At 66.4% G+C, this 19,104-nt stretch carries 17 protein-coding genes; 6 read left to right on the forward strand and 11 right to left on the reverse strand.

Going from position 1 to position 19,104, the window contains the following annotated elements; all coding sequences use genetic code 11:
• Positions 1 to 175: 175 nt before the first annotated feature.
• Positions 176 to 1,381 carry an aspartate aminotransferase family protein gene (locus EL249_RS07160; RefSeq protein ID WP_005673439.1) on the reverse strand — a complete coding sequence of 402 codons (1,206 nt, stop codon included), beginning with the start codon at positions 1,379 to 1,381 and terminating at the stop codon, positions 176 to 178.
• Positions 1,382 to 1,582: 201 nt separating this feature from the next.
• Between EL249_RS07160 and EL249_RS07165 the strand changes: the two genes are divergently transcribed.
• Together EL249_RS07165 and EL249_RS07170 are read left to right on the forward strand one after the other, a co-directional pair.
• A complete protein-coding gene (locus tag EL249_RS07165; protein ID WP_040531212.1) occupies positions 1,583 to 1,897 on the forward strand; it encodes a DUF3579 domain-containing protein in 315 nt (104 codons plus the stop codon).
• 199 nt (positions 1,898 to 2,096) lie between these two features.
• Complete coding sequence (locus tag EL249_RS07170) at positions 2,097 to 3,407, forward strand: response regulator transcription factor (protein WP_083799485.1); 1,311 nt, start codon at positions 2,097 to 2,099, stop codon at positions 3,405 to 3,407.
• 123 nt (positions 3,408 to 3,530) lie between these two features.
• Here EL249_RS07170 and efp read toward each other — a convergent pair whose 3' ends face one another.
• The 3 genes from efp to EL249_RS07185 all read right to left on the reverse strand — a co-directional run bounded on the left by efp (position 3,531) and on the right by EL249_RS07185 (position 5,986).
• The gene (efp, locus tag EL249_RS07175; protein WP_005673435.1) at positions 3,531 to 4,091 is read right to left on the reverse strand and encodes an elongation factor P; all 561 of its coding nucleotides are present in this window, start codon (positions 4,089 to 4,091) and stop codon (positions 3,531 to 3,533) included.
• Positions 4,092 to 4,358: 267 nt separating this feature from the next.
• On the reverse strand, positions 4,359 to 5,546 hold the full coding sequence (earP, locus tag EL249_RS07180) for an elongation factor P maturation arginine rhamnosyltransferase EarP (protein WP_005673433.1): 1,188 nt from the start codon (positions 5,544 to 5,546) through the stop codon (positions 4,359 to 4,361).
• A complete protein-coding gene (locus EL249_RS07185) occupies positions 5,543 to 5,986 on the reverse strand; it encodes a putative toxin-antitoxin system toxin component, PIN family (RefSeq protein WP_005673432.1) in 444 nt (147 codons plus the stop codon). Before EL249_RS07185 ends, earP begins: the two co-directional genes overlap by 4 nt.
• 83 nt (positions 5,987 to 6,069) lie before the next feature.
• Between EL249_RS07185 and yaaA the strand changes: the two genes are divergently transcribed.
• Positions 6,070 to 6,876 carry a peroxide stress protein YaaA gene (gene yaaA, locus EL249_RS07190; protein ID WP_005673431.1) on the forward strand — a complete coding sequence of 269 codons (807 nt, stop codon included), beginning with the start codon at positions 6,070 to 6,072 and terminating at the stop codon, positions 6,874 to 6,876.
• A 132-nt stretch (positions 6,877 to 7,008) separates the two neighbouring features.
• Here the strand turns inward: yaaA and EL249_RS07195 are convergent, their stop codons facing one another.
• The 5 genes from EL249_RS07195 to EL249_RS07215 all read right to left on the reverse strand — a co-directional run bounded on the left by EL249_RS07195 (position 7,009) and on the right by EL249_RS07215 (position 11,885).
• Entirely contained in the window at positions 7,009 to 7,752 is a 744-nt protein-coding gene (locus tag EL249_RS07195; RefSeq protein WP_005673430.1) for an MIP/aquaporin family protein, read from the reverse strand.
• A 77-nt stretch (positions 7,753 to 7,829) separates the two neighbouring features.
• Positions 7,830 to 9,326: a glycerol kinase GlpK gene (glpK, locus tag EL249_RS07200; RefSeq protein WP_040531203.1), complete on the reverse strand. Its 1,497-nt coding sequence runs from the start codon at positions 9,324 to 9,326 to the stop codon at positions 7,830 to 7,832.
• Positions 9,327 to 9,673: 347 nt separating this feature from the next.
• Complete coding sequence (murB, locus tag EL249_RS07205) at positions 9,674 to 10,759, reverse strand: UDP-N-acetylmuramate dehydrogenase (protein ID WP_005673427.1); 1,086 nt, start codon at positions 10,757 to 10,759, stop codon at positions 9,674 to 9,676.
• Between the two features lie 4 nt (positions 10,760 to 10,763).
• Entirely contained in the window at positions 10,764 to 11,648 is an 885-nt protein-coding gene (locus tag EL249_RS07210) for a segregation and condensation protein A (RefSeq protein ID WP_005673425.1), read from the reverse strand.
• Positions 11,649 to 11,663: 15 nt separating this feature from the next.
• The gene (locus EL249_RS07215) at positions 11,664 to 11,885 is read right to left on the reverse strand and encodes a DUF3460 family protein (RefSeq protein ID WP_005673424.1); all 222 of its coding nucleotides are present in this window, start codon (positions 11,883 to 11,885) and stop codon (positions 11,664 to 11,666) included.
• Positions 11,886 to 12,116: 231 nt separating this feature from the next.
• Here EL249_RS07215 and bamE point away from each other — a divergent pair, with 231 nt between their 5' ends.
• Complete coding sequence (gene bamE / locus EL249_RS07220; RefSeq protein WP_005673423.1) at positions 12,117 to 12,665, forward strand: outer membrane protein assembly factor BamE domain-containing protein; 549 nt, start codon at positions 12,117 to 12,119, stop codon at positions 12,663 to 12,665.
• Between the two features lie 20 nt (positions 12,666 to 12,685).
• On the opposite strand, the gene EL249_RS07225 is transcribed toward bamE, so the two are convergent.
• Together EL249_RS07225 and metG are read right to left on the reverse strand one after the other, a co-directional pair.
• Positions 12,686 to 14,512 (reverse strand): SulP family inorganic anion transporter, encoded by a 1,827-nt coding sequence (locus tag EL249_RS07225; protein ID WP_005673422.1) that lies wholly within the window; start codon positions 14,510 to 14,512, stop codon positions 12,686 to 12,688.
• Positions 14,513 to 14,525: 13 nt separating this feature from the next.
• The gene (metG, locus tag EL249_RS07230; protein ID WP_040531195.1) at positions 14,526 to 16,718 is read right to left on the reverse strand and encodes a methionine--tRNA ligase; all 2,193 of its coding nucleotides are present in this window, start codon (positions 16,716 to 16,718) and stop codon (positions 14,526 to 14,528) included.
• Between the two features lie 467 nt (positions 16,719 to 17,185).
• Between metG and apbC the strand changes: the two genes are divergently transcribed.
• Positions 17,186 to 18,274 (forward strand): iron-sulfur cluster carrier protein ApbC, encoded by a 1,089-nt coding sequence (gene apbC / locus EL249_RS07235; RefSeq protein ID WP_040529836.1) that lies wholly within the window; start codon positions 17,186 to 17,188, stop codon positions 18,272 to 18,274.
• A gap of 259 nt (positions 18,275 to 18,533) precedes the next feature.
• Complete coding sequence (gene dcd / locus EL249_RS07240; RefSeq protein WP_005673419.1) at positions 18,534 to 19,100, forward strand: dCTP deaminase; 567 nt, start codon at positions 18,534 to 18,536, stop codon at positions 19,098 to 19,100.
• Positions 19,101 to 19,104: the final 4 nt, after the last annotated feature.

Below are 19,104 nucleotides of genomic sequence, written 5' to 3' on the forward strand. Positions count from 1 at the left end.
AGGCACATCGGGTGGGGACATGCCCGGCGAAGGCGCTGGATGGGGCAGACCAGCGAAAGAGCCCGGTCGTTCAGGTGTGGTGAGGTGCTCCGGGAAAGCGGGGTGAGAGGGCGGGGCGATGACGGGGCGCCGCCTGCGGGCAGGCCGTGATGCCAGCCCGCGGGCGTCTGCCTTTTCAGCGGGCGGCCTGTCCCTCCTGCAGGAAGCGCCGGATCAGCGGCGCCAGCCGCTGTACCAGCTCGTCGGCCTCGGCATCGGACAGGATGAGCGGTGGCAGCAGCCGCACGACCCGTTCGGCCGTGACGTTGATCACCAGGCCTTCGTCCAGCGCCCGCTTCACCAGCGCGCCGCAGGGGCGATCCAGCCCGATGCCGATCATCAGGCCCTTGCCCTGCATGCCGGTGAAGCCCTTTGTGTCGGCCAGTGCCTGCTCGAAGCCCTGGCGCAGGCGCTCACCCAGCACTTCGGCACGGGCCACCAGCCCGTCGCGCTCCATCACTTCCAGTGTGGTGAGGGCCGCGCGCATGGCCAGCGGGTTGCCGCCGAAGGTGGTGCCGTGGTTGCCGGGCTGGAACAGGCTGGCCGCCGGGCCGTGGGCCAGCACCGCGCCGATCGGCACGCCCGAGGCGAGCCCCTTGGCCAGCGTCATCACGTCCGGCGTGATGCCGGCCCACTGGTGGGCGAACCAGCGGCCGCTGCGACCCATGCCGCTCTGAACCTCGTCCAGCATCATCAGCCAGCCGTGCTCGTCGCACAGCCGCCGCACGCCCTGCAGGAATTCCGGCGTGGCGGCCGTGATGCCGCCTTCGCCCTGAATGGACTCCAGCAGCACGGCGGCAATGCTCGGGGCGGCGCTGTCCTGTCGGGCCAGCGCTTCGAGAGCAGCCAGATCATTGAAGGGCAGGCGAGGGAAGCCGGGCACCAGCGGCTCGAAGCCTTTCTGGACCTTGGGGTTCGCCGTGGCCGACAGTGTGGCCAGCGAGCGCCCGTGGAAGGCATGCTCGAACACCACCACCCGGGGCTCGGCGATGCCCCGGGCATGGCCGTGCAGACGGGCCAGCTTGAGCGCTGCCTCGTTGGCTTCCAGGCCGGAGTTGCAGAAGAATGCGTTGGTCATGCCTGAGCGTTGCACCAGCTGGCGGGCCACGGCGTCCTGCAGTGGCACCTCGAAGAGGTTCGAGCAGTGCATGATTTTCGCGACCTGATCCTGCAGCGCAGCCACCAGATCGGGGTGGGCATGACCGAGTGTATTGACGGCGATACCGCTCAGAGCGTCGAGGTATCGTCGGCCCGCCTCATCGAACAGAATGGCGCCCTGGCCCCGCGTGAAGGCAACGGGCTGGCGCAGGTAGGTCGACATCAGGGGGGCTTGGCAGGTCATGCGCGTGTCTCGGTTTTTCCATCCATGTACCGGTATCATACTTCCATGCAGCAAGAATCAATGAACCCATCCGCGTCTGTCGGCGACGGGATCCCGGGTCAGGAGACACTCGCTGGCGGCATTCCGCCCCCGGCGCCCGACGCCACGGCCCATGCCGCGCACCCTGTCGCGCCGACCTGTCCGGGGGCTACGCCCGATCCGGTGGCGCATGTCCGTCACGCCGCACGCTTCGTCATCATTGGCGAGACTCATGAAGGTCGCCGCTTCCGTCCCAGTGACTGGGCCGAACGCCTGGCAGGCGTGATGGCGGCCTTCCGGCCCCGCAAGAAAAGTGGCGCGCGGTCCGGCGTCGGCCAGTTCCACCTGGGCTATTCGCCCTATGTGCTGCCGTCCATGTACCAGGGCTTCAAGTGCGTGATCGTCGATCGCCGCCTGCATGACGTCGAGCCGCTGGCGCACAATTTCGTGCTCAACTTCGCGCTGGACAACCGGCTGCGGACCGAGGCGCTGGACTGAGCGCGGGACTGAGCGCGGGACTGTCGCGGTCAGGCGTCGGGCAATCAACGGTTTTTGACATGAACCGTTGCCTTTTCGGCGCCGGGCTTGTTAAAAAAGCTACAGCCCCGTCGTAGACAGCGCAGCTAAGCATATGAATTAACGACGTTTTCTAATTGTCGGGTTGCTCTTTGGCGGACTTTCTGGTCTCATCGCTTCCATGTGGAAGACGCCTTTCAACCCGCGTGGCCAGAAGAGCCCGACAGCAGCGCCGGCAATGGTTGCCGAAGCGCCGCGCCTGCCGTTCCGTGTCGCAGCATTCGGCCTGGGCCAGCGTTTCATGCGTCTGATCGAGCTGATCTTCCAGTGCGAGGCCCAGAACCCGCACCGCTACCAGCTGGCCGATACCCGCACGGGCGGGGAGTTCGACATTGCGCTGGTCAATCTCACCATTCCCGGCGGCGTGGATACGGCCCGCCGGCTGCGCAGCCTGCCGCGCGCCATTCCGGTCATCGGCGTGGGGCGCCGGGCCAACCGCCTGCGCGGCGCTGACGATCTCCTGTTTGCTTCCTTCGCCCAGGACATCCTGGCCGTGCTCAACCGCTCGGCCGATGTCCTGGTGGCCCGTGCACAGCAGCATGCCATCAACCGCAACACGCTCTCGGCCAGCAGCCTGCTGGCCGCCCGTCAGCGGATGCCGGTCGACACGCCGTTGCGCGTCCTGGTGATGGATCCCAGCCCCTCCAGCCGCAGTCATGTGGCTGTGGGCATGCGGCAGCTGGGCGTGGACGTGGATGGCGTGGGAACGCTGGAGCAGGCCAGTGATGTGCTGTCGATGCGCCACTACGATCTGGTCATCGTCGATCCGCAGCAGCCCGATGGCTGCGGGCTGGAGATGATGCGTCGCTTCAAGCGCGCCACCGGCTCCAATGTGCCGGTGGTGGTGCTCAGCGCCCGCTCGGGCATTTCCGATCTGCTGCGTTCCGCCATGGCGGGCTGCAGCGGGTATCTGGTCAAGCCGTTGTCCATGTCGGCACTGCACGGTACCGTGCGGCGCATCCTGCTGCGCACGGCCGGCCGACGCCAGCGCGGCGCCATCGGCCCCATGGCACTGGCAGACGACGACCGTGTGCCTGCCGCCGGACAGCCCGGGCTGATCTGGCGGATGCTGGACGGGCTCCGTCACCAATGCCTGTCCGGTCTGGGGTTCCTGGGCGGGCGGCTGGCCCTGACGGGGTGCAGCTCGCGAGGCACATGTCGGGGTGTCGAGCGGGTCAGCCTGCGTGGTGGTGGTGATGGTGCGCGGGTCGATTCCATGCGGCTCAGCCCCAACGCGGTGCCGGTCTGGCGGCCGGGCAGCAGTCATTGTGATGTCGACATGGGACTGGCCATGGCCATTGCCACGGGGGCGCAGGCTCCCTCGGGTCTGCCGGCCGCATCAGGCATGCGGGCGGGTCAGCGGCAGAAAACGGCTTCGACTGGTCGGCCACATGTCGAGTCCCGCGTGGCCGAGCCGGCGCTCAACGACTGAAGCAGCGCCCAACAGCTCGTTCAACAACGGATTTGCAGCTGTCTCTAGCTGCAAAAGCTGCAAAAGAAAAAGCCCCGGCTGGTTGTCCAGTTCCGGGGCTTTTTGCCGTGAAGGCCGGAAGGCTTACTTCACGCGGCTGCGGTATTCGCCGTTGCGGGTGTCGATCTCGATCTTGTCGCCGGTCTCGACGAAGGCGGGCACCTGCACCTCGAAGCCAGTGGGCTTGATGCGGGCAGGCTTGAGCACTTTGCCGGAGGTGTCGCCACGCACGGCAGGTTCGGTGTATTCCACTTCACGCACCAGGGTGGTGGGCAGTTCCACCGAGATGGCGCGGCCGTTGTACATGACGACCTCGCAGGGCATGCCTTCCTCGAGGTAGTTCAGGGCGTCGCCCATGTTCTCGCCGTCCACTTCGTACTGGTTGTACTCGTGGTCCATGAACACGTAGGCGGGGTCGGAGAAGTAGGAGTAGGTGACCTCGGTCCGCTCCAGAACCTGGATCTCGAACTTGTCGTCGGCCCGATAGACGCTTTCCGTGCCGGAACCCGTCAGCAGGTTCTTCATCTTCAGCTTGACGACGGCGGCGTTACGGCCGGATTTGTTGTATTCGGCCTTGATGACGACCATGGGGTCGTTGCCGATCATGATCACGTTGCCAACGCGAAGTTCCTGGGCGGTCTTCATGGGTGTATCTGTACTGTGTCCGGGGTTGAGCTGAACTCGCAATTATATAGCGGGTCGGTGGGGTTTGGGGGCTTGGTCCCGGGTGAAGGCAGCTTCGTTGAGGGGCGCCCCGTGCCGGGGTACCTTCCTCGGCTCATGCTGTCCGCTTCGCTTCCAGAGCGCCTGTGGAGGCACCCCGTCCCGGGGCGCTGAGGCTTGTGTCGGGTGTCGTCCTGGGTGAAGGCGGCTTCGTTGAAGGGCGCCCCGTGCCGGGGAGCCTTCCTTGGCTCACGCCGTCCGCTTTGCCTGCGCAAATGCCATCAGGCTGCTTGCCAGGTCGGGGACGTGGGCGGCGGTGGCGCTGGCCAGTCGTCTGGACAGGGCTGCGGCACAGGGATTTTGCAGCCAGGCCACCAGATCGTTGGCGTCGTGGCCGGGAGTCTGGTTCCAGGCGCGCAGGGCGCGCTGCCAGGCAAGGAAGGCAGGTTCATCGGCCAGCCAAGGGGTGATGCGGGTCAGGAAGGCATCCAGCTTCTGCAGGTGGGCGGCGTCATCCTGGGGGTAGGCCTGCCACAGCCAAGGAATGCCGGCCCACAGGGCGCGAAGCCAGGAATCCTCTCCGCGCACAAGGTTCAGGTCGCAGCACCACAGCAGGGGGTCGAATTCGGTCTGGGGAAGGAAGGGCAGGGGCGAGAGCCGCAGGCGGTGGGGATGTGCCTGGGCTAGCGGGACCAGGGACTGCAGCCAGGGCTGGGTGTCAGCGCCGGGCAGCAGCAGGTGCAGCGGCGGCAGTGCCGGCTGATTCAGCCAGGTGGTGAGCCATGACAGCAGCGGTGCAGACGGGTAGCACAGGACACTGGCCAGCAACGGTCGGCCAGCGGGGGATGGCGTGTCCGCTGTTGCATGATCGGGAAAATCCGGGAGGATGCCGTGGGCTGTCAGCCACTGGAATTTGTGGGCAGGATCGGCCAGGAAGGCATCGCGACGTTTCAGCAGGTCGCGTTCGCGCAGCAGGCCGCCGGTATCGGCCGAGAAGCCGGGGTTGAAGAAGTGCTCGGTCAGGCCGTCCGGTTGCAGGCTGGGCAGGCCGTGGCCGTCGGCCACCCAGTCCTCGGCGCTCAGGTACTCCAGCTGGATGAGCTGCGGAGGGCAGCGCTGGCGGGTCTTCAGCGCTGCCCGCGCCTTCTGGGGCAGCCGCACCTGAAAGCCGCAGACGATCACGTCTGCGTCCTGGCCCACGGCAGCATCGTCATCCAGCCGGCTGACCATGACAGGCGGGCGTTCAGCCTTGGGGGCCAGTCGCTCCAGCATTTCGGGCTGGTCGATGAAGAGATGGACATGGCAGCCATGTTCGTCGTGCAGCTGCCGGGCCAGTCGCCACATCACGCCCGCATCGCCGAAGTTGTCGATGACCTGGCACAGCAGGTGCCAGCGCTGGTCGGGGCGGTACGTGGCTGCGTCGCGCGAAGAACTCATGGGCGTTCTTCCAGGGCAGCGGCCTGCTCCTGTTTCAGCATCTGCTCCAGTGTGCCGATGTTCAGCCCGAAGCGGCGCTGGGCAAAGCGGCGGGCGGCCAGCAGGGCCCGATCCTTCGAGAGCAGCCAGTCCACGCGGTGGGCCACGGCCAGATCCAGGAACTTGCGGTCGTCAGGGTCGCGGCAGCTGAGGTTGCAGGGCGGTACCACGGCCACTTCTTCGGTCAGCGCATCCCAGCGGGCCAGCGCCGCCTGCTGCTGGCTTTCGTCCAGTCGGAACTGGGGGCGGGCCAGTACCACGGCCAGCTCGGCGCGCATGGCATGGGTGCCGATGGCCCGGTAATGGCCGCTCGCCAATCCGTCCTGCAGCGCCTGCACGCGCGGATCATGGAAGACGAGCAGGTCGAGCCAGATGTTGGTGTCGATGACGAGACGGGGCATGGGATGAAGAGGAGGGGGCGATCGCAGCGCGCATCGTAGCATCCGGCCCGCGTGCTCCATAAAAGTACTCTATAATCTTTTGCATGAAGATAGTTCTTTCCCCTGCCAAGGCGCTGGACTACACCACGCCTGCACTCGACGTGCCGGCCAGCCTGCCGGCCTTTCCCGAGCAGACCCGCGCGCTGGTCGACATCCTGCGTGGCTATGACGAAGTGGCGCTGTCCGGACTGATGTCCATCAGCGCGGCGCTGTCGCGCGAGAACGTGGCCCGCTACCAGCGTTTCTCGGACACCTTCGACGAGACCAACAGCCGCCCGGCGCTCTATGCCTTCAACGGTGATGTCTACGACGGTCTGTCGGCCCGCACGCTGACACGGGCCGAGGCCGAGCGGGCCAATGGGCTCGTGCGCATCCTGTCCGGGCTCTATGGTGTGCTGCGGCCCTTCGACCTGATGCAGCCCTACCGGCTGGAGATGGGTACGAAGCTGCCCAACCCGGCGGGCAAGGATCTGTACGCCTTCTGGCGTGAGCGCATCACGGCCACGCTCAACCAGGCGCTGGCGGACGATCCGCATCCGGTGCTGGTCAACCTGGCCTCGGACGAGTACTTCAGTGCCGTGGACGTGAAGCGGCTGGAGCATCCGGTGCTGAAGATCGCGTTCGAGGAATGGCGTGATGACGCCAAATCGCCCGAAGGCGGCAAGTGGAAGGTGGTTTCCTTCAATGCCAAGCGGGCGCGCGGCATGATGACCCGCTACGCCATCGACATCGACGCGAAACAGCCAGCCGATCTGCGTGGCTTTGATCGTGACGGCTACGCGCTGGACGAGGCCGCTTCCAGCGATGACCGCTGGGTGTTCCGCCGGCGGGACTGGCCCCCGGCGAAATAGGAAGGGCCGTGACCGGCCTGGGCAGCCTCCTGCCGCCCGGCCCGGCAACGGCCCCAAGGGTGCAGCTCCGGGTCTCCTGGTTGGCCACCTCATGACGGGCGGCCACCGGAGCTGCGTGCTGCGGTCCTGCGTTTACTGCAGCATCATGTACAGCCCGGAGGCCAGCAGTGCGCCGACCATCGGTGCCACACCCGGAACCCAGGCATAGGACCAGTCGGTGTTCACCTTCATCGGCAGCAGCGTCAGCACCAGCCGCGGGCCCAGGTCACGGGCCGGGTTGATGGCGTAGCCGGTGGTGCTGCCCAGGCTCAGGCCAATGACCCAGACCAGGATGGCCACTGGCAGCGCCCCCAGCGTGCCCAGCCCGATGGGCGTGGCCTCGGTCTGGCCGGGCAGGGTGATGCTGCCGTTACCGATGATGTAATAGATCACGAACAGCAGCACGAAGGTGGCCAGCGTCTCGCAGAAGAAGTTGTTGGGCAGGTTGCGGATGGCAGGGCCCGTGCAGAAGCAGGCCTTTTTGGCACCTTCGTCCTCGGTGGCGGCAAACTGGTCACGGAAATACAGCCAGACGCAGAGCGCACCCAGCATCGCGCCCAGGAACTGGGCCGCGAAATAGGTGGGCACCTGGTCCCAGGGGGTCTTTCCGAGGGCCGCCAGTCCCAGCGTGACAGCCGGGTTCAGGTGGGCGCCGCTGACCGGTCCGGCCACCGTGACGCCCACGAACACGGCAAATCCCCACGCGGTGGTGATGACGATCCAGCCCACGCCCACACCGACGGCGTGGGTCTGTTTCAGCACGCAGCTGGACACGACGCCGTTGCCCAGCAGGATCAGCAGCGCGGTACCGATGAGCTCGGCAGTGAAGATGCTCATGTTGGCTCACTCCTCATGGCCAGGGATGGCAGACCGGCCGCCGGCGGCCGGACGAACGGGGATGGTGTGCATGGGGCTCACTCTTCGATCCAGTGGCGGGCGGCACGCACGGCCTTGTGCCAGTAGTGCAGCATGTGTTGCACACGCTCGGGCGACAGCTTGGGCTTGAAGACCTGGCCCACCTGCCACTGCTCGTGCAGCGCCTCGATGCTGGGCCAGTAGCCCGTGGCCAGACCGGCCAGATAGGCAGCGCCCAGGGCCGTGGTCTCGATGGTGCGGGGCCGGACGATGTCGAAGGCGAACAGGTCCGACTGGGTCTGCATCAGGTAGTCGCTCTTGCTGGCGCCACCGTCCACGCGCAGTTGCGAGGTGGCCTGGCCGGCATCGGCCTCCATGGCCTTCACGATGTCGTAGACCTGGAAGGCAATGCCTTCCAGCGTGGCGCGGGCGATATGCCCGTCCGTGGTGCCGCGGGTGATGCCCAGCAGCGCGCCACGCGCGTACTGATCCCAGTAGGGGGCGCCCAGGCCGGTCAGCGCCGGCACGAAGTACACGCCGCCGTTGTCTTCCACCGTGTGGGCCAGGTTGTTGATGTCGGCCGAGGTGCGGATCAGGCGGGCACCGTCACGCAGCCACTGGATGGCCGCGCCACCCACGAAGACGCCACCTTCCAGTGCGTAGGTGGTCTTGCCGCCGATCTGCCAGGCCACGGTGGTCAGCAGGTTGTTGGCCGACTTCACCGGGGTATCGCCCGTGTTCATCAGCAGGAAGCAGCCGGTGCCATAGGTGTTCTTCAGCATGCCCTTTTCGGTGCAGAGCTGCCCGAACAGGGCGGCCTGCTGGTCACCGGCGATGCCGGCGATGGGGATCTTGCACTCGGTGTAGCGGTTGGAGGTCTCGCCATAGACCTCGCTGGAGCTCTTCACCTCCGGCAGCATGGCGCGCGGCACGCCGAAGAGCTTCAGGAGTTCGTCATCCCAGTCCAGCGTGTGGATGTTGTAGAGCATCGTGCGGCTGGCGTTGCTGGGGTCGGTGACGTGCACCTTGCCGCGCGTGAAGTTCCAGATGAGCCAGGTGTCCACCGTGCCGAAGCACAGCTCGCCGCGCTCGGCGCGTGCCCGGGCACCTTCCACGTTGTCCAGGATCCACTTCGCCTTGGTGGCCGAGAAGTAGGCATCCAGCACCAGGCCGGTCTTGTCCTGGATCTTTGCCTGCCATTCGTCGCGGATCTCGTCGCAGTACCGGGAGGTGCGCCGGTCCTGCCAGACGATGGCGTTGTACAGCGGCTCGCCGGTGGCGCGGTCCCACACCAGAGTCGTCTCGCGCTGGTTGGTCACGCCGATGGCCTGGATGTCGGCCGCATCCAGCCGCGACTTGGCCAGCGCCTCCGTCAGCACCGCCACTTGCGAGGCCCAGATTTCCTTGCCGTCGTGCTCCACCCAGCCGGGCTTGGGAAAGTACTGGTTGAACGGGCGCTGGGCCACCGACACCATCTCGCCTCGCTGGTCGAAGATGATGGCGCGTGACGACGTGGTGCCCTGGTCCAGGGCCATGATGTAACGAGGCTTGCTCATGGGATTGCTCCAGACAATCATCAGTTTGAAATCTGATTGTCATTTCATGAAGGAATGGATGGGGCAATCCCGTAGCGTGTGCCGGGATGATTCGACAGGCCGGTCCGAGACGGTGTAAAGCACGGCGTGCGACCGCTGGGCGGCCGACGGGCGTGCACTGGAGGATGATGAGGTTAGGGTGTATTTGTTGCCAAAAGCTTTTAAAAACCGGAAAAAGCTTTTAAAATGATGCAAGATTGCATGAGGTCGGAAGGTCCGAAAGATCTGGAGGCCAGCCAGGAAGGCGGGAAGCCAAGAGGCTCGGAAAGCCAGGGGACTTGCGAAGGCCGGGGATAGCCCGGCGTGCCTCAGAGAATGACGACCGGCTCGGGGCGCAGCGGCACGCCGAAGCGTTCCTGCACGCTGTCCTGGATGCGGCGGGCCAGATGCAGGATGTCCTGGCCGGTGGCCTCGCCGTAGTTGACCAGCACCAGGGCATGGCGGGGTGATACCCCGGCATCGCCCTCGCGGTGGCCCTTCCAGCCGCAGGCGTCGATCAGCCAGCCGGCCGAGAGCTTGAAGGTGGCTGGTGTGCCGTTGCCCGCCACGGTATGGGCAGGCAGACCCGGATGCAGCCGGCGCAGTCGTTCGACCGTCTCGCCGTCCACCACCGGGTTGTGAAAGAAGCTGCCGGCATTGCCCAGCAAGGCCGGATCAGGCAGCTTACTGCGGCGGATGGCTTCCACCGTATCGGCCACCTGCACGGCGGTCAGCCCCGGCATGGCCAGGGCTGTTCGCAGCTCGGCATAGTCCAGCCGGGGCACGAAGGTGCGGGACAGTCGCAGACGCACGGACAGGATCAGCCAGTCCCGGCCCGCCGGCGTCTTGAAGAAGCTCTGCCGATAGCCGAAGGCACACTCGGCTGCGGTGAAGCGCCGGCGCTCGCCCGTCTGCAGGTGGATGGCCGCCACCGAATCGATCCGCTCGCCGGCTTCCACCCCATAGGCACCGATGTTCTGCCAGGGGGCTGCGCCCACCCGGCCCGGAATCAGCGCCAGGTTTTCCAGCCCGTAGTAGCCCTGCTGCAGCGTCCAGCGCACCGTGTCGTGCCAGACCTCGCCGGCGGCCACGTCCAGCCACACCGTGTCACCCTGCTGTTCGACCACGTGCCGGCCACGCGTGCGCATCAGCAGCACGGGTTCGTCCAGGTCACGCGCCAGCAGCAGGTTGCTGCCGCCGCTCAGAATCAGCGGACGGGGGAAGGGCTGCTCATTCGGCCTGATCTCATGGGGGGGCGGGGCATGGACCTCGGCTGCGCCTTTCTCGCGCAGCAACCCCAGCACTTCGTCCACGGCCGCCTCGTCATCCAGCGTGCAGGCCAGATGCGCCGTAGCCCGAATGCCGAAGGTGTTGAAGGGGCGAAGCTGCAGGTTGTGCTGAACCGAATACGACATGATCTCAGTCCGACGCGATGATCTCGGACTCGTCCGCGTCGAAGTCCGACTCGGCCGGGTCCGGGCGCGCCTTGCTGGGCAGGTAGGACAGCCGCACGTAGATGGGGGCGAAGGCTTCGGCCTGGGTGATCTGCAGCAGGCTCTCGCGCGCCAGCTCCAACATGGCCACGAAGGTCACGACCACGCCGGGCGTACCCTGTTCCAGATCGAAAAGCTCATGGAACTCGGCAAAGCGCAGGTTCTGCAGCTTGCGGAGGATCTCGGACATGTGCTCGCGCACCGACAGCGACTCGCGCTGCACCTGGTGGTGCTGCACCAGCCGCGCCCGGCGCAGCACCTCGGCCCAGGCGGCCCGCAGGTCGTCAGCCGAGACATCCGGCAGGCGGATCTCGGCGGTGTGGTCCAGGTGCACTTGGGCGCGCACGAAGTCGCGGCCCACCACGGGCAGCGCGTCGATCTGTGCCGCTCCGTACTTGATGCGCTCGTATTCCAGCAGCCGCCGGGCCAGCTCGGCGCGCGGGTCTTCCACTTCCTCGTCGCTGTCGGCCTTCTTCACCGGCAGCAGCATCCGCGACTTGATGTCGATGAGCATGGCCGCCATCAGCAGGTATTCGGCCGCCAGCTCCAGGTTGCGGGAACGGATCTCGTCCACGTAGGCCAGGTACTGTGCCGTCACCTTGGCCATGGGGATGTCCAGGATGTCGAAGTTCTGCTTGCGGATCAGGTAGAGCAGAAGGTCCAGCGGCCCCTCGAAGGTGTCCAGCAGCACCTCCAGCGCATCGGGCGGGATGTACAGATCGTTCGGGATGCGCCGTAGCGGTTCACCGTGGATGAGCGCCAATACCGGCAGCTCGGCATCCGGGTCAGGCTTGCCGTTCGTGTCCTGCATGAAGGGGCCGCGGTATCAGAGCAGCTCGGCGGTACCCGGGGCCGGCGTCGTGTCGGCCTGGTAGGGGTAGGGCTTCTGCATCACCCGCGAGGCGTTCTCCTCGGCCCGTCGCGCCAGGTCGATGGGCGCCTTGTCCCACCAGATGGCGCGGCCGCGCTGCTGCTCGGCCTCCAGCGACGGACGCTTTTCCTTCAGTTGCTGCAGGAACCGGGTGGCTTCAGAGACGTAGAGGGCCATGATGACAGGCAGCCGCGTGGCTGGCGGAAGTGGGTGATGAAAGGGTCTTCGATGATTGTAATGGAGCAGCTCCGCTTTCAGGCAGCAGCTGACCGGGGTGTGGCAGAAGTCCACCCCCATCCGTTGGCTCCCTCGGCAGACTCATGGGATCCGGTATGCTTGAGCCTGCCTTTCGCATCGAAGTGCGTGCCCCATCCTGCCCGGGCCGCATGCCGGACCCTTGCCATCATCATGAAAAGCGCCAAGCCTTCCAACACTGTCTCCTCACAGGCCTTTGCCCCCCGTTCCTGGCGTCACCGTGCCTGGGCTCTGTTGCTGGCCATCACCCCCCTGGGGGCGGCCTGCGACTTCATCGCCCAGAAGGATCTGACCCCCGGCCAGAGTACCGAAGCCGACGTGCGCCGCTGGATGGGCCAGCCCGAGATGATCTGGGAGGAGAGCGACGGCAGCCGCACCCTGGAATACCCGCGCGGCCCGATGGGCAAGGAAACCTATTTCGTCACCATCGGCGCGGATGGGCGCTACCGCCGCATTGAGCAGGTGCTGACCGAAGAGAACTTCCGCAAGGTCCAGCCCGGCATGACCCGCGACCAGGTCCGCCAGATCCTGGGCAAACCGGGCGAGATATCGCGCTTCAAGCGCCAGAACGAGGAAGTCTGGGGCTGGCGCTACCTGGAAGCGACCCAGCGCACCATGTTCTTCTACGCCCACTTCGACCAGGACACCGGCCTGCTCAAACGCACCGACCAGATGCAGGACTGGAAGACGTCGAAGCACTGAGTGTCCGTCGAAGCCGCCTGTCACGCAGGGCGGCTCGCCCCCCGCAACGCCGCATACGCCTCATCCAGCGAATCGAACAGATTCCCGTCCCCCAGTTCCTCCAGGAAGCCTGCCCGCTTCATCAGCGACAGCGGCTGCCGGTTGGCCGCACACAGCACCAGCCGGTCGCCGTGCTCCAGGATGTGCCGATGCAGTGACTGCAGCGCATCCAGCCCCGTCGTGTCCATGTTGATCACCCGGTGCAGATCCAGCACCACGATGTCCGGCAACGGTTGCGGCGTGGCCGTGATCGCCTCCAGCTTGCTGATCGATCCGAAGAAGATCGAGCCGAACGCCTGCCACGTGCCCACCCGGCGACCGCCGGGCAGCGTTGCCACCTCGGCCGGTGTCTCAATGCGGTCGACGCGCGTGACCCGCGCCACCCGGTAGATGAAGAAGAAGCTGGCCAGCAGCAGCCCGAACTGCACCGCCACCGTCAGATCGAAGACGACGGTCAGGCAGAACGTGGTGAGCAGCACCGTGCGGTAGTTGAGCGTGAAGCGACGCAGCCGCGCGAAGGCCCGCCAGTCGCCCATGTTGAAGCCCACGAACAGCAGGATGCCCGCCAGCACGCTCATCGGAATGTTGACCGCCAGCGGGGCCAGCAGCAGCATGAACACCAGCAGTGTCAGCGCATGCACGAGACCGGCGATGGGCGAATGGGCGCCACTGCGGATGTTGGTGACGGTACGGGCAATGGTGCCGGTTACGGCAATGCCGCCGAACAGCGGCGTGGCAAAGTTGGCGATGCCCTGGGCCATCAGTTCCTGGTTGGGATCGTGGCGGTCATGGGTCATGCCGTCGGCCACCCGTGCGCACAGCAGCGATTCGATGGCCCCCAGGAAGGCAATGGCCAGCGTGGGGCCCAGCAGGTTCTGGGCTGACTCCCAGTCGAAGCTGGGCAGCACGGGTGCCGGCAGGCTCTGCGGAATGCCGCCGAAGCGGCTGCCGATGGTCTCGACCGGCAGCTGCAGCGCCCAGGTGAACAGCGTGCCCAGCAGCAGCACTACCAGCGGCGCCGGAATGCGCCACAGGATGCGGCGCAGCAGGCTGGCTTGCTGGGGCTGGGGGCCTGTCGGGGCCGCCGAGGGCGTGCGAGCGACCGTCGGGGCCGGGGCGCCTTCGGCATCACCTGCAGCGTCGGTGGTCGTGCCCACCACGCCCTGCGCCGGTTGCTCCAGCGCCGTCTGACGGGACGTCATCACCTTGGGCGGCTTGGGCCAGACGATGAGGGTGAGCAGCGTGACCAGGCCCAGTCCCAGGGCCGGGTAGTTCAGCCCGTCGCGGTAATGGACGAGCGTGTCCAGCTGCGAGAAGAAGTTGGCCGGCATCTTCTCGATCTGCAGGCCCAGGAAGTCCTTCACTTGCGACAGCATGATCACCACGGCAATGCCGTTGGTGAAGCCGATGACGATGGAGATGGGCACGAAGCGGATGATCTGCCCCAGCCGCAGCGCTCCCATCAGGAAGAGGATGGCGCCGGCCATCATCGTGGCCAGCAGCAGGTTGGACATGCCGTACTGCAGGGCGATGCCGTAGAGCATGGCCACGAAGGCGCCGGCCGGGCCGCCGATCTGCACCTTCGATCCGCCCAGCAGCGAGACCAGCGCCCCGCCGATGATGGCGGTGATCAGCCCCTGCTCGGGCTTGACGCCACTGGCGATGCCGAAGGCCATGGCCAGCGGCAGCGCCACGCAGGCCACCGTCAGACCCGCCCCCAGGTCTGCCATGAAATCGGGCCTGCGATAGTGCTTCAGGCTGTCCAGCAGGGCGGGGCGGAAGTGGAAACTGCGCAGCTTCTGCGACATGATGACCTCGAACTCAGGATACTTTCATGCCCGCCTTGGCACCGCTGTCGGGCGAGAGCAGGAAGACGCCCTCATCGTCGGTGGCCCCGGACGCCGCCAGCACCATGCCTTCCGAGAGGCCGAACTTCATCTTGCGCGGCTTCAGGTTGGCCACCATCACGGTCAGCCGTCCCGGCAGCTGCGCCGGATCATAGAAGGCCGAAATGCCGGAGAACACCTGACGGGGCCGCTCTTCGCCGACGTCCAGCATCAGCCGCAGCAGCTTGGTCGATCCCTCCACCTTCTCGGCGGAGATGATCCGGGCCACCCGCAGGTCGGGCCGCAGGAAGTCGTCGATGGTGATCTCGGTGGGCTGGCCCTCGGCAGCACTGGCAGCGGCCTTTCCGGCGGCCTTGTCCTTGTTGCCTTTCTCTTTTCCGTCCTTGCCACCCTTGGCCGGGGCGCCCTCGGCCTTGGCGCCGGCGGCCGCCTCGGCTGCCAGTCCGAACAGGGCATCCAGCTGCTTCGGATCCACCCGCTGCATCAGGTGCTGGAAGGGCTGGATGGTGTGGCCGGCCGGCAACGGCTCGTTCACCATCGCCCACGTGAAGGGCTGCGGCAGGTTCAGGAAGGCGGCAGCACGGGCGGCCGTGTCGGGCAGCACCGGCGCCAGCAGCGCGATGAGCTGCGCAAAGCCGCGCAGTGCGTCGGAGCAGACCTCATGGAGCTTGGCGGTCTGCGCCGGATCCTTGGCCAGTTCCCAGGGCTTCTCGGCATCGACGAACTGGTTCACCCGGTCGGCCAGCGCCATGATGGCGCGCATCGCCTTGGCGTAGTCGCGCTGCTCGTACAGCTCGGCCAGGGTGTCAGCGCCCGGCCAGCTTTCGGCAAAGGCGGCCAGCGTGGCCGGCGAGGCCGCTGCCAGCCGGCCATCGAAGCGCTTCAGGATGAAGCCGGCCGAGCGGCTGGCGATGTTGACCAGCTTGCCCACCAGGTCGCTATTGACCCGGGCCACGAAGTCCTCGGCGTTGAAGTCCACGTCCTCGACCCGGCTGTTGAGCTTGGCCGCCAGGTAGTAGCGCAGCCATTCCGGGTTCATGCCCAGCTCCAGGTACTTCTTCGGCGACAGGCCCGTTCCGCGCGACTTGGACATCTTTTCGCCGGAGATGGTGAGGAATCCGTGCACGAAGATGTTGTCGGGCGTGTGCATGCCGGCAAACTTCAGCATGGCCGGCCAGAACAGCGTGTGGAAGTAGATGATGTCCTTGCCGATGAAATGCACCTGCCGGTATGGCCGCTGCGGATCCTGACCGGCCTGCGGGTCGATGAAGGCATCGAAATCCAGGCCGCGCTTCTCGCACAGCGCCTTCAGCGAGGCCAGGTAGCCCACCGGGGCGTCCAGCCACACGTAGAAATACTTGCCCGGCGCATCCGGGATGGGAATGCCGAAGTAGGGTTCATCGCGCGAGATGTCCCAGTCGGCCAGCGGGTTGCCGGCGCCTTCGCCCTCGGCCGCTTCCCCATCGGTTGCATCGCTGCCCAGCCATTCGCGCGCCTTGTTGGCCACCTCGGGCTGCAGCCGGCCCTGCGCCAGCCAGTCGTGCAGGAACTGGCGGCAGCGCGGATCGGAGAGGCTGAAGAAGTAGTGCTCGGAGCTGCGGATGACCGGCGTGCTGCCGGTCAGCGTGGAATAGGGGTTGATGAGGTCAGTGGGGGCGTAGACCTTGCTGCAGACCTCGCAGGCGTCGCCGTACTGGTCCTTGGCGTGGCAGTTGGGACACTCGCCCTTGATGTAGCGGTCCGGCAGGAACATTTCCTTCACCGGATCGAAGAACTGCTCGATGGTGCGCGTGGCCACCAGGCCCGCCGCCTTCAGCCGCCGGTAGATCTCCTGCGACAGCGCCGTGTTCTCGGGCGAATGGGTGGAGTGCCAGTGGTCGAAGCTGATGTGATAGCCGTTCAGGTAGTACGGCCGCTCGGCGGCGATGCGTGCCACCAGTTCTTCGGGCGTGATGCCCTCGGCCTGGGCCTTCAGCATGATCGGTGCGCCGTGGGCATCGTCGGCCCCCACGAACAGCACGTCCTTGCCCAGCATGCGCTGGAAGCGCACCCAGATGTCGGCCTGGATGTACTCCATGATGTGGCCGATGTGGAACGATCCGTTGGCGTAGGGCAGGGCGGTGGTGATGAACAGACGCTCGGGATGCTGGCCGGTGGCGGCAGGCATGGCGGCGGCTGCCGATGCGGCGGATGGCTGGGGCTGGCTCATGAAAACGCAGGAGAGGGTGGACAGGATGCCCGCATGTGGCGGGCACGATGCCCCGTCAAGGGGGCCCGGCATGCCGGGCGTGCTGCTGCCGATTTTAGCAAGGGCGGCTGCCCTGCCGGTACGGTGGCGTATCATCGCCGGGCGGACAGCATCCGGGCCGCGACCGTTGCAGCGTGGCCGAATCGTGGCCTCCGTCGGTCAGCCGGCGAGCGGGCCGGGGCATGACTGCCACAGGCCATGTGTCAACATGGCGAATGTCAAGTTTGCAGGGCACGAGCCGTGCGAGCATGATGCAGAGACTGGCCACCCTGTCAGCAGGGCTGCGCCGGCTGCCTCCCCTTCTTGCGGGCTGGCGTATCCGCGGGCGGCAATACGGCTGCATCCGGTGCTGCCCCCTTAACAGAATTCCTGTACCCGATTCCATCATGAGTGTTACTGTCGACGCCGTCAATCAGGCGCTGGCCACCGTCATTGATCCCAATACCGGCCGGGATCTCTTCTCCAGCCGCTCGGCCCGCAACGTGCGGGTGGACGACGGTCACGTGAGCCTGGACGTGGAGCTGGGCTATCCCGCGCTCAGCCAGATCAACCCCATCCGCGAGGCGGTGCAGGCCGCCATCCAGAAGATCCCGGGCGTGCAGGGTGTCACCCCCCACGTCTATCAGAAGATCATCGCCCACTCGGTGCAGGGCGGTGTGAAGCTGCTGCCGCAGGTGCGCAACATCATCGCCGTGGCCTCCGGCAAGGGCGGTGTGGGCAAGAGCACCATGACGGCCAATCTGGCGCTGGCACTGGCCGCCGAGGGCGCTACCGTCGGCGTGCTGGACGCCGACATCTACGGCCCGTCGCAGCCCGTCATGTTCGGCATCCACGGCCGGCCGCACACGCCCGACGGCCAGTCCATGGAACCCATGGAGAACCATGGCGTGCAGGTCAGCTCCATCGGCTTTCTCATCGATATGGACCAGCCGATGGTCTGGCGTGGTCCGCTGGTGGTGCAGGCGCTGGAGCAGCTGCTGCGCCAGACCAACTGGCGCGACCTCGACTACCTGGTCATCGACATGCCTCCGGGCACGGGTGACGTGCACCTGACGCTCTCGCAGAAGATCCCCGTCACCGGCGCCGTCATCGTCACCACGCCGCAGGACATCGCGCTGCTGGACGCACGCAAGGGCTACAAGATGTTCGAGAAGGTCGGCATCCCCGTCATGGGCGTGGTCGAGAACATGGCCATGCACGTGTGCAGCAACTGCGGCCACGTCGAGCACATCTTCGGTCAGGGCGGCGGCGAGAAGATGGCAGCCGAGTACGGTCTGGAGTACCTGGGCGGCCTGCCGCTGGACATCCACATCCGCGAGGATGCTGATGGCGGCCGTCCGACGGTGGTGGCCCGCCCCGACAGCGAGCTGGCGGCACAGTACCGCCGTATCGCCCGCCGCGTGGCGGTGAAAGTGGCCGAGAAGGCCAAGGACATGTCGTCCAAGTTCCCGTCCATCGTCATCAAGAACGACTGATCGGAACGATTGATCGCGCCCCGAAGCCCGGGCGGTTGACGCCCGCGGCTTTCCTGCTGTCTCAATGGCATGATGCGGCTGTCCGGCGCAGGGCGCGCGTGATGGGGAGGCCTCGCGTGTCGCCGCGCGCAGCAGGGCAGGCTGCGACCGTCATCCCGGGGCCGTTCCGGTATCATCCCGATCTGTGTCATCCGGCGGCGGGCACAGCTGTGTGCCAGGCCCGACGCCCGCATCCCCGATACCCCGACAGAGCGCCCGCATGAGCATCAAATCAGACCGCTGGATCCGCGAAATGGCCGAGAAGCACGGCATGATCGAGCCCTTCGAGCCCGGCCAGGTCCGTTCCGTCGACGGCCGTCGCGTCGTCTCCTACGGCACCTCCAGCTACGGCTACGACATCCGCTGCGCGCCCGAGTTCAAGATCTTCACCAACATCAACAGCACCATCGTCGATCCCAAGCAGTTCGACGAGAAGAACTTCGTCGACTTCGTGGGCGATGTCTGCATCATCCCGCCCAACTCCTTCGCGCTGGCCCGCACGGTCGAGTACTTCCGCATCCCGCGCAACGTGCTCACCATCTGCCTGGGCAAGTCCACCTACGCGCGCTGCGGCATCATCGTCAACGTCACCCCCTTCGAGCCCGAGTGGGAAGGCTACGTGACGCTGGAGTTCTCCAACACCACGCCGCTGCCGGCCAAGATCTACGCCGGCGAGGGCTGCGCCCAGGTGCTGTTCTTCGAGTCCGACGAGGTCTGCGAGGTCTCGTACCGTGACCGTGGCGGCAAGTACCAGGGCCAGCGCGGCGTCACCCTGCCGCGCGCCTGAAATT

Source organism: Lautropia mirabilis (assembly GCF_900637555.1).
Taxonomy (GTDB): Bacteria; Pseudomonadota; Gammaproteobacteria; order Burkholderiales; family Burkholderiaceae_E; genus Lautropia; species Lautropia mirabilis.

Coding starts and splice junctions, on each gene's coding strand:
- apbC (WP_040529836.1), top strand. CDS start 17,186: ATGAGTGTTACTGTCGACGCCGTCAATCAGGCGCTGGCCACCGTCATT.
- EL249_RS07195 (WP_005673430.1), bottom strand. CDS start 7,752: ATGAGCATCTTCACTGCCGAGCTCATCGGTACCGCGCTGCTGATCCTG.
- EL249_RS07170 (WP_083799485.1), top strand. CDS start 2,097: ATGTGGAAGACGCCTTTCAACCCGCGTGGCCAGAAGAGCCCGACAGCA.
- metG (WP_040531195.1), bottom strand. CDS start 16,718: ATGCCTGCCGCCACCGGCCAGCATCCCGAGCGTCTGTTCATCACCACC.
- EL249_RS07225 (WP_005673422.1), bottom strand. CDS start 14,512: ATGTCGCAGAAGCTGCGCAGTTTCCACTTCCGCCCCGCCCTGCTGGAC.
- EL249_RS07160 (WP_005673439.1), bottom strand. CDS start 1,381: ATGACCTGCCAAGCCCCCCTGATGTCGACCTACCTGCGCCAGCCCGTT.
- EL249_RS07185 (WP_005673432.1), bottom strand. CDS start 5,986: ATGCCCCGTCTCGTCATCGACACCAACATCTGGCTCGACCTGCTCGTC.
- glpK (WP_040531203.1), bottom strand. CDS start 9,326: ATGAGCAAGCCTCGTTACATCATGGCCCTGGACCAGGGCACCACGTCG.
- EL249_RS07210 (WP_005673425.1), bottom strand. CDS start 11,648: ATGCAGGACACGAACGGCAAGCCTGACCCGGATGCCGAGCTGCCGGTA.
- yaaA (WP_005673431.1), top strand. CDS start 6,070: ATGAAGATAGTTCTTTCCCCTGCCAAGGCGCTGGACTACACCACGCCT.
- efp (WP_005673435.1), bottom strand. CDS start 4,091: ATGAAGACCGCCCAGGAACTTCGCGTTGGCAACGTGATCATGATCGGC.
- earP (WP_005673433.1), bottom strand. CDS start 5,546: ATGAGTTCTTCGCGCGACGCAGCCACGTACCGCCCCGACCAGCGCTGG.
- EL249_RS07215 (WP_005673424.1), bottom strand. CDS start 11,885: ATGGCCCTCTACGTCTCTGAAGCCACCCGGTTCCTGCAGCAACTGAAG.
- dcd (WP_005673419.1), top strand. CDS start 18,534: ATGAGCATCAAATCAGACCGCTGGATCCGCGAAATGGCCGAGAAGCAC.
- murB (WP_005673427.1), bottom strand. CDS start 10,759: ATGTCGTATTCGGTTCAGCACAACCTGCAGCTTCGCCCCTTCAACACC.
- bamE (WP_005673423.1), top strand. CDS start 12,117: ATGAAAAGCGCCAAGCCTTCCAACACTGTCTCCTCACAGGCCTTTGCC.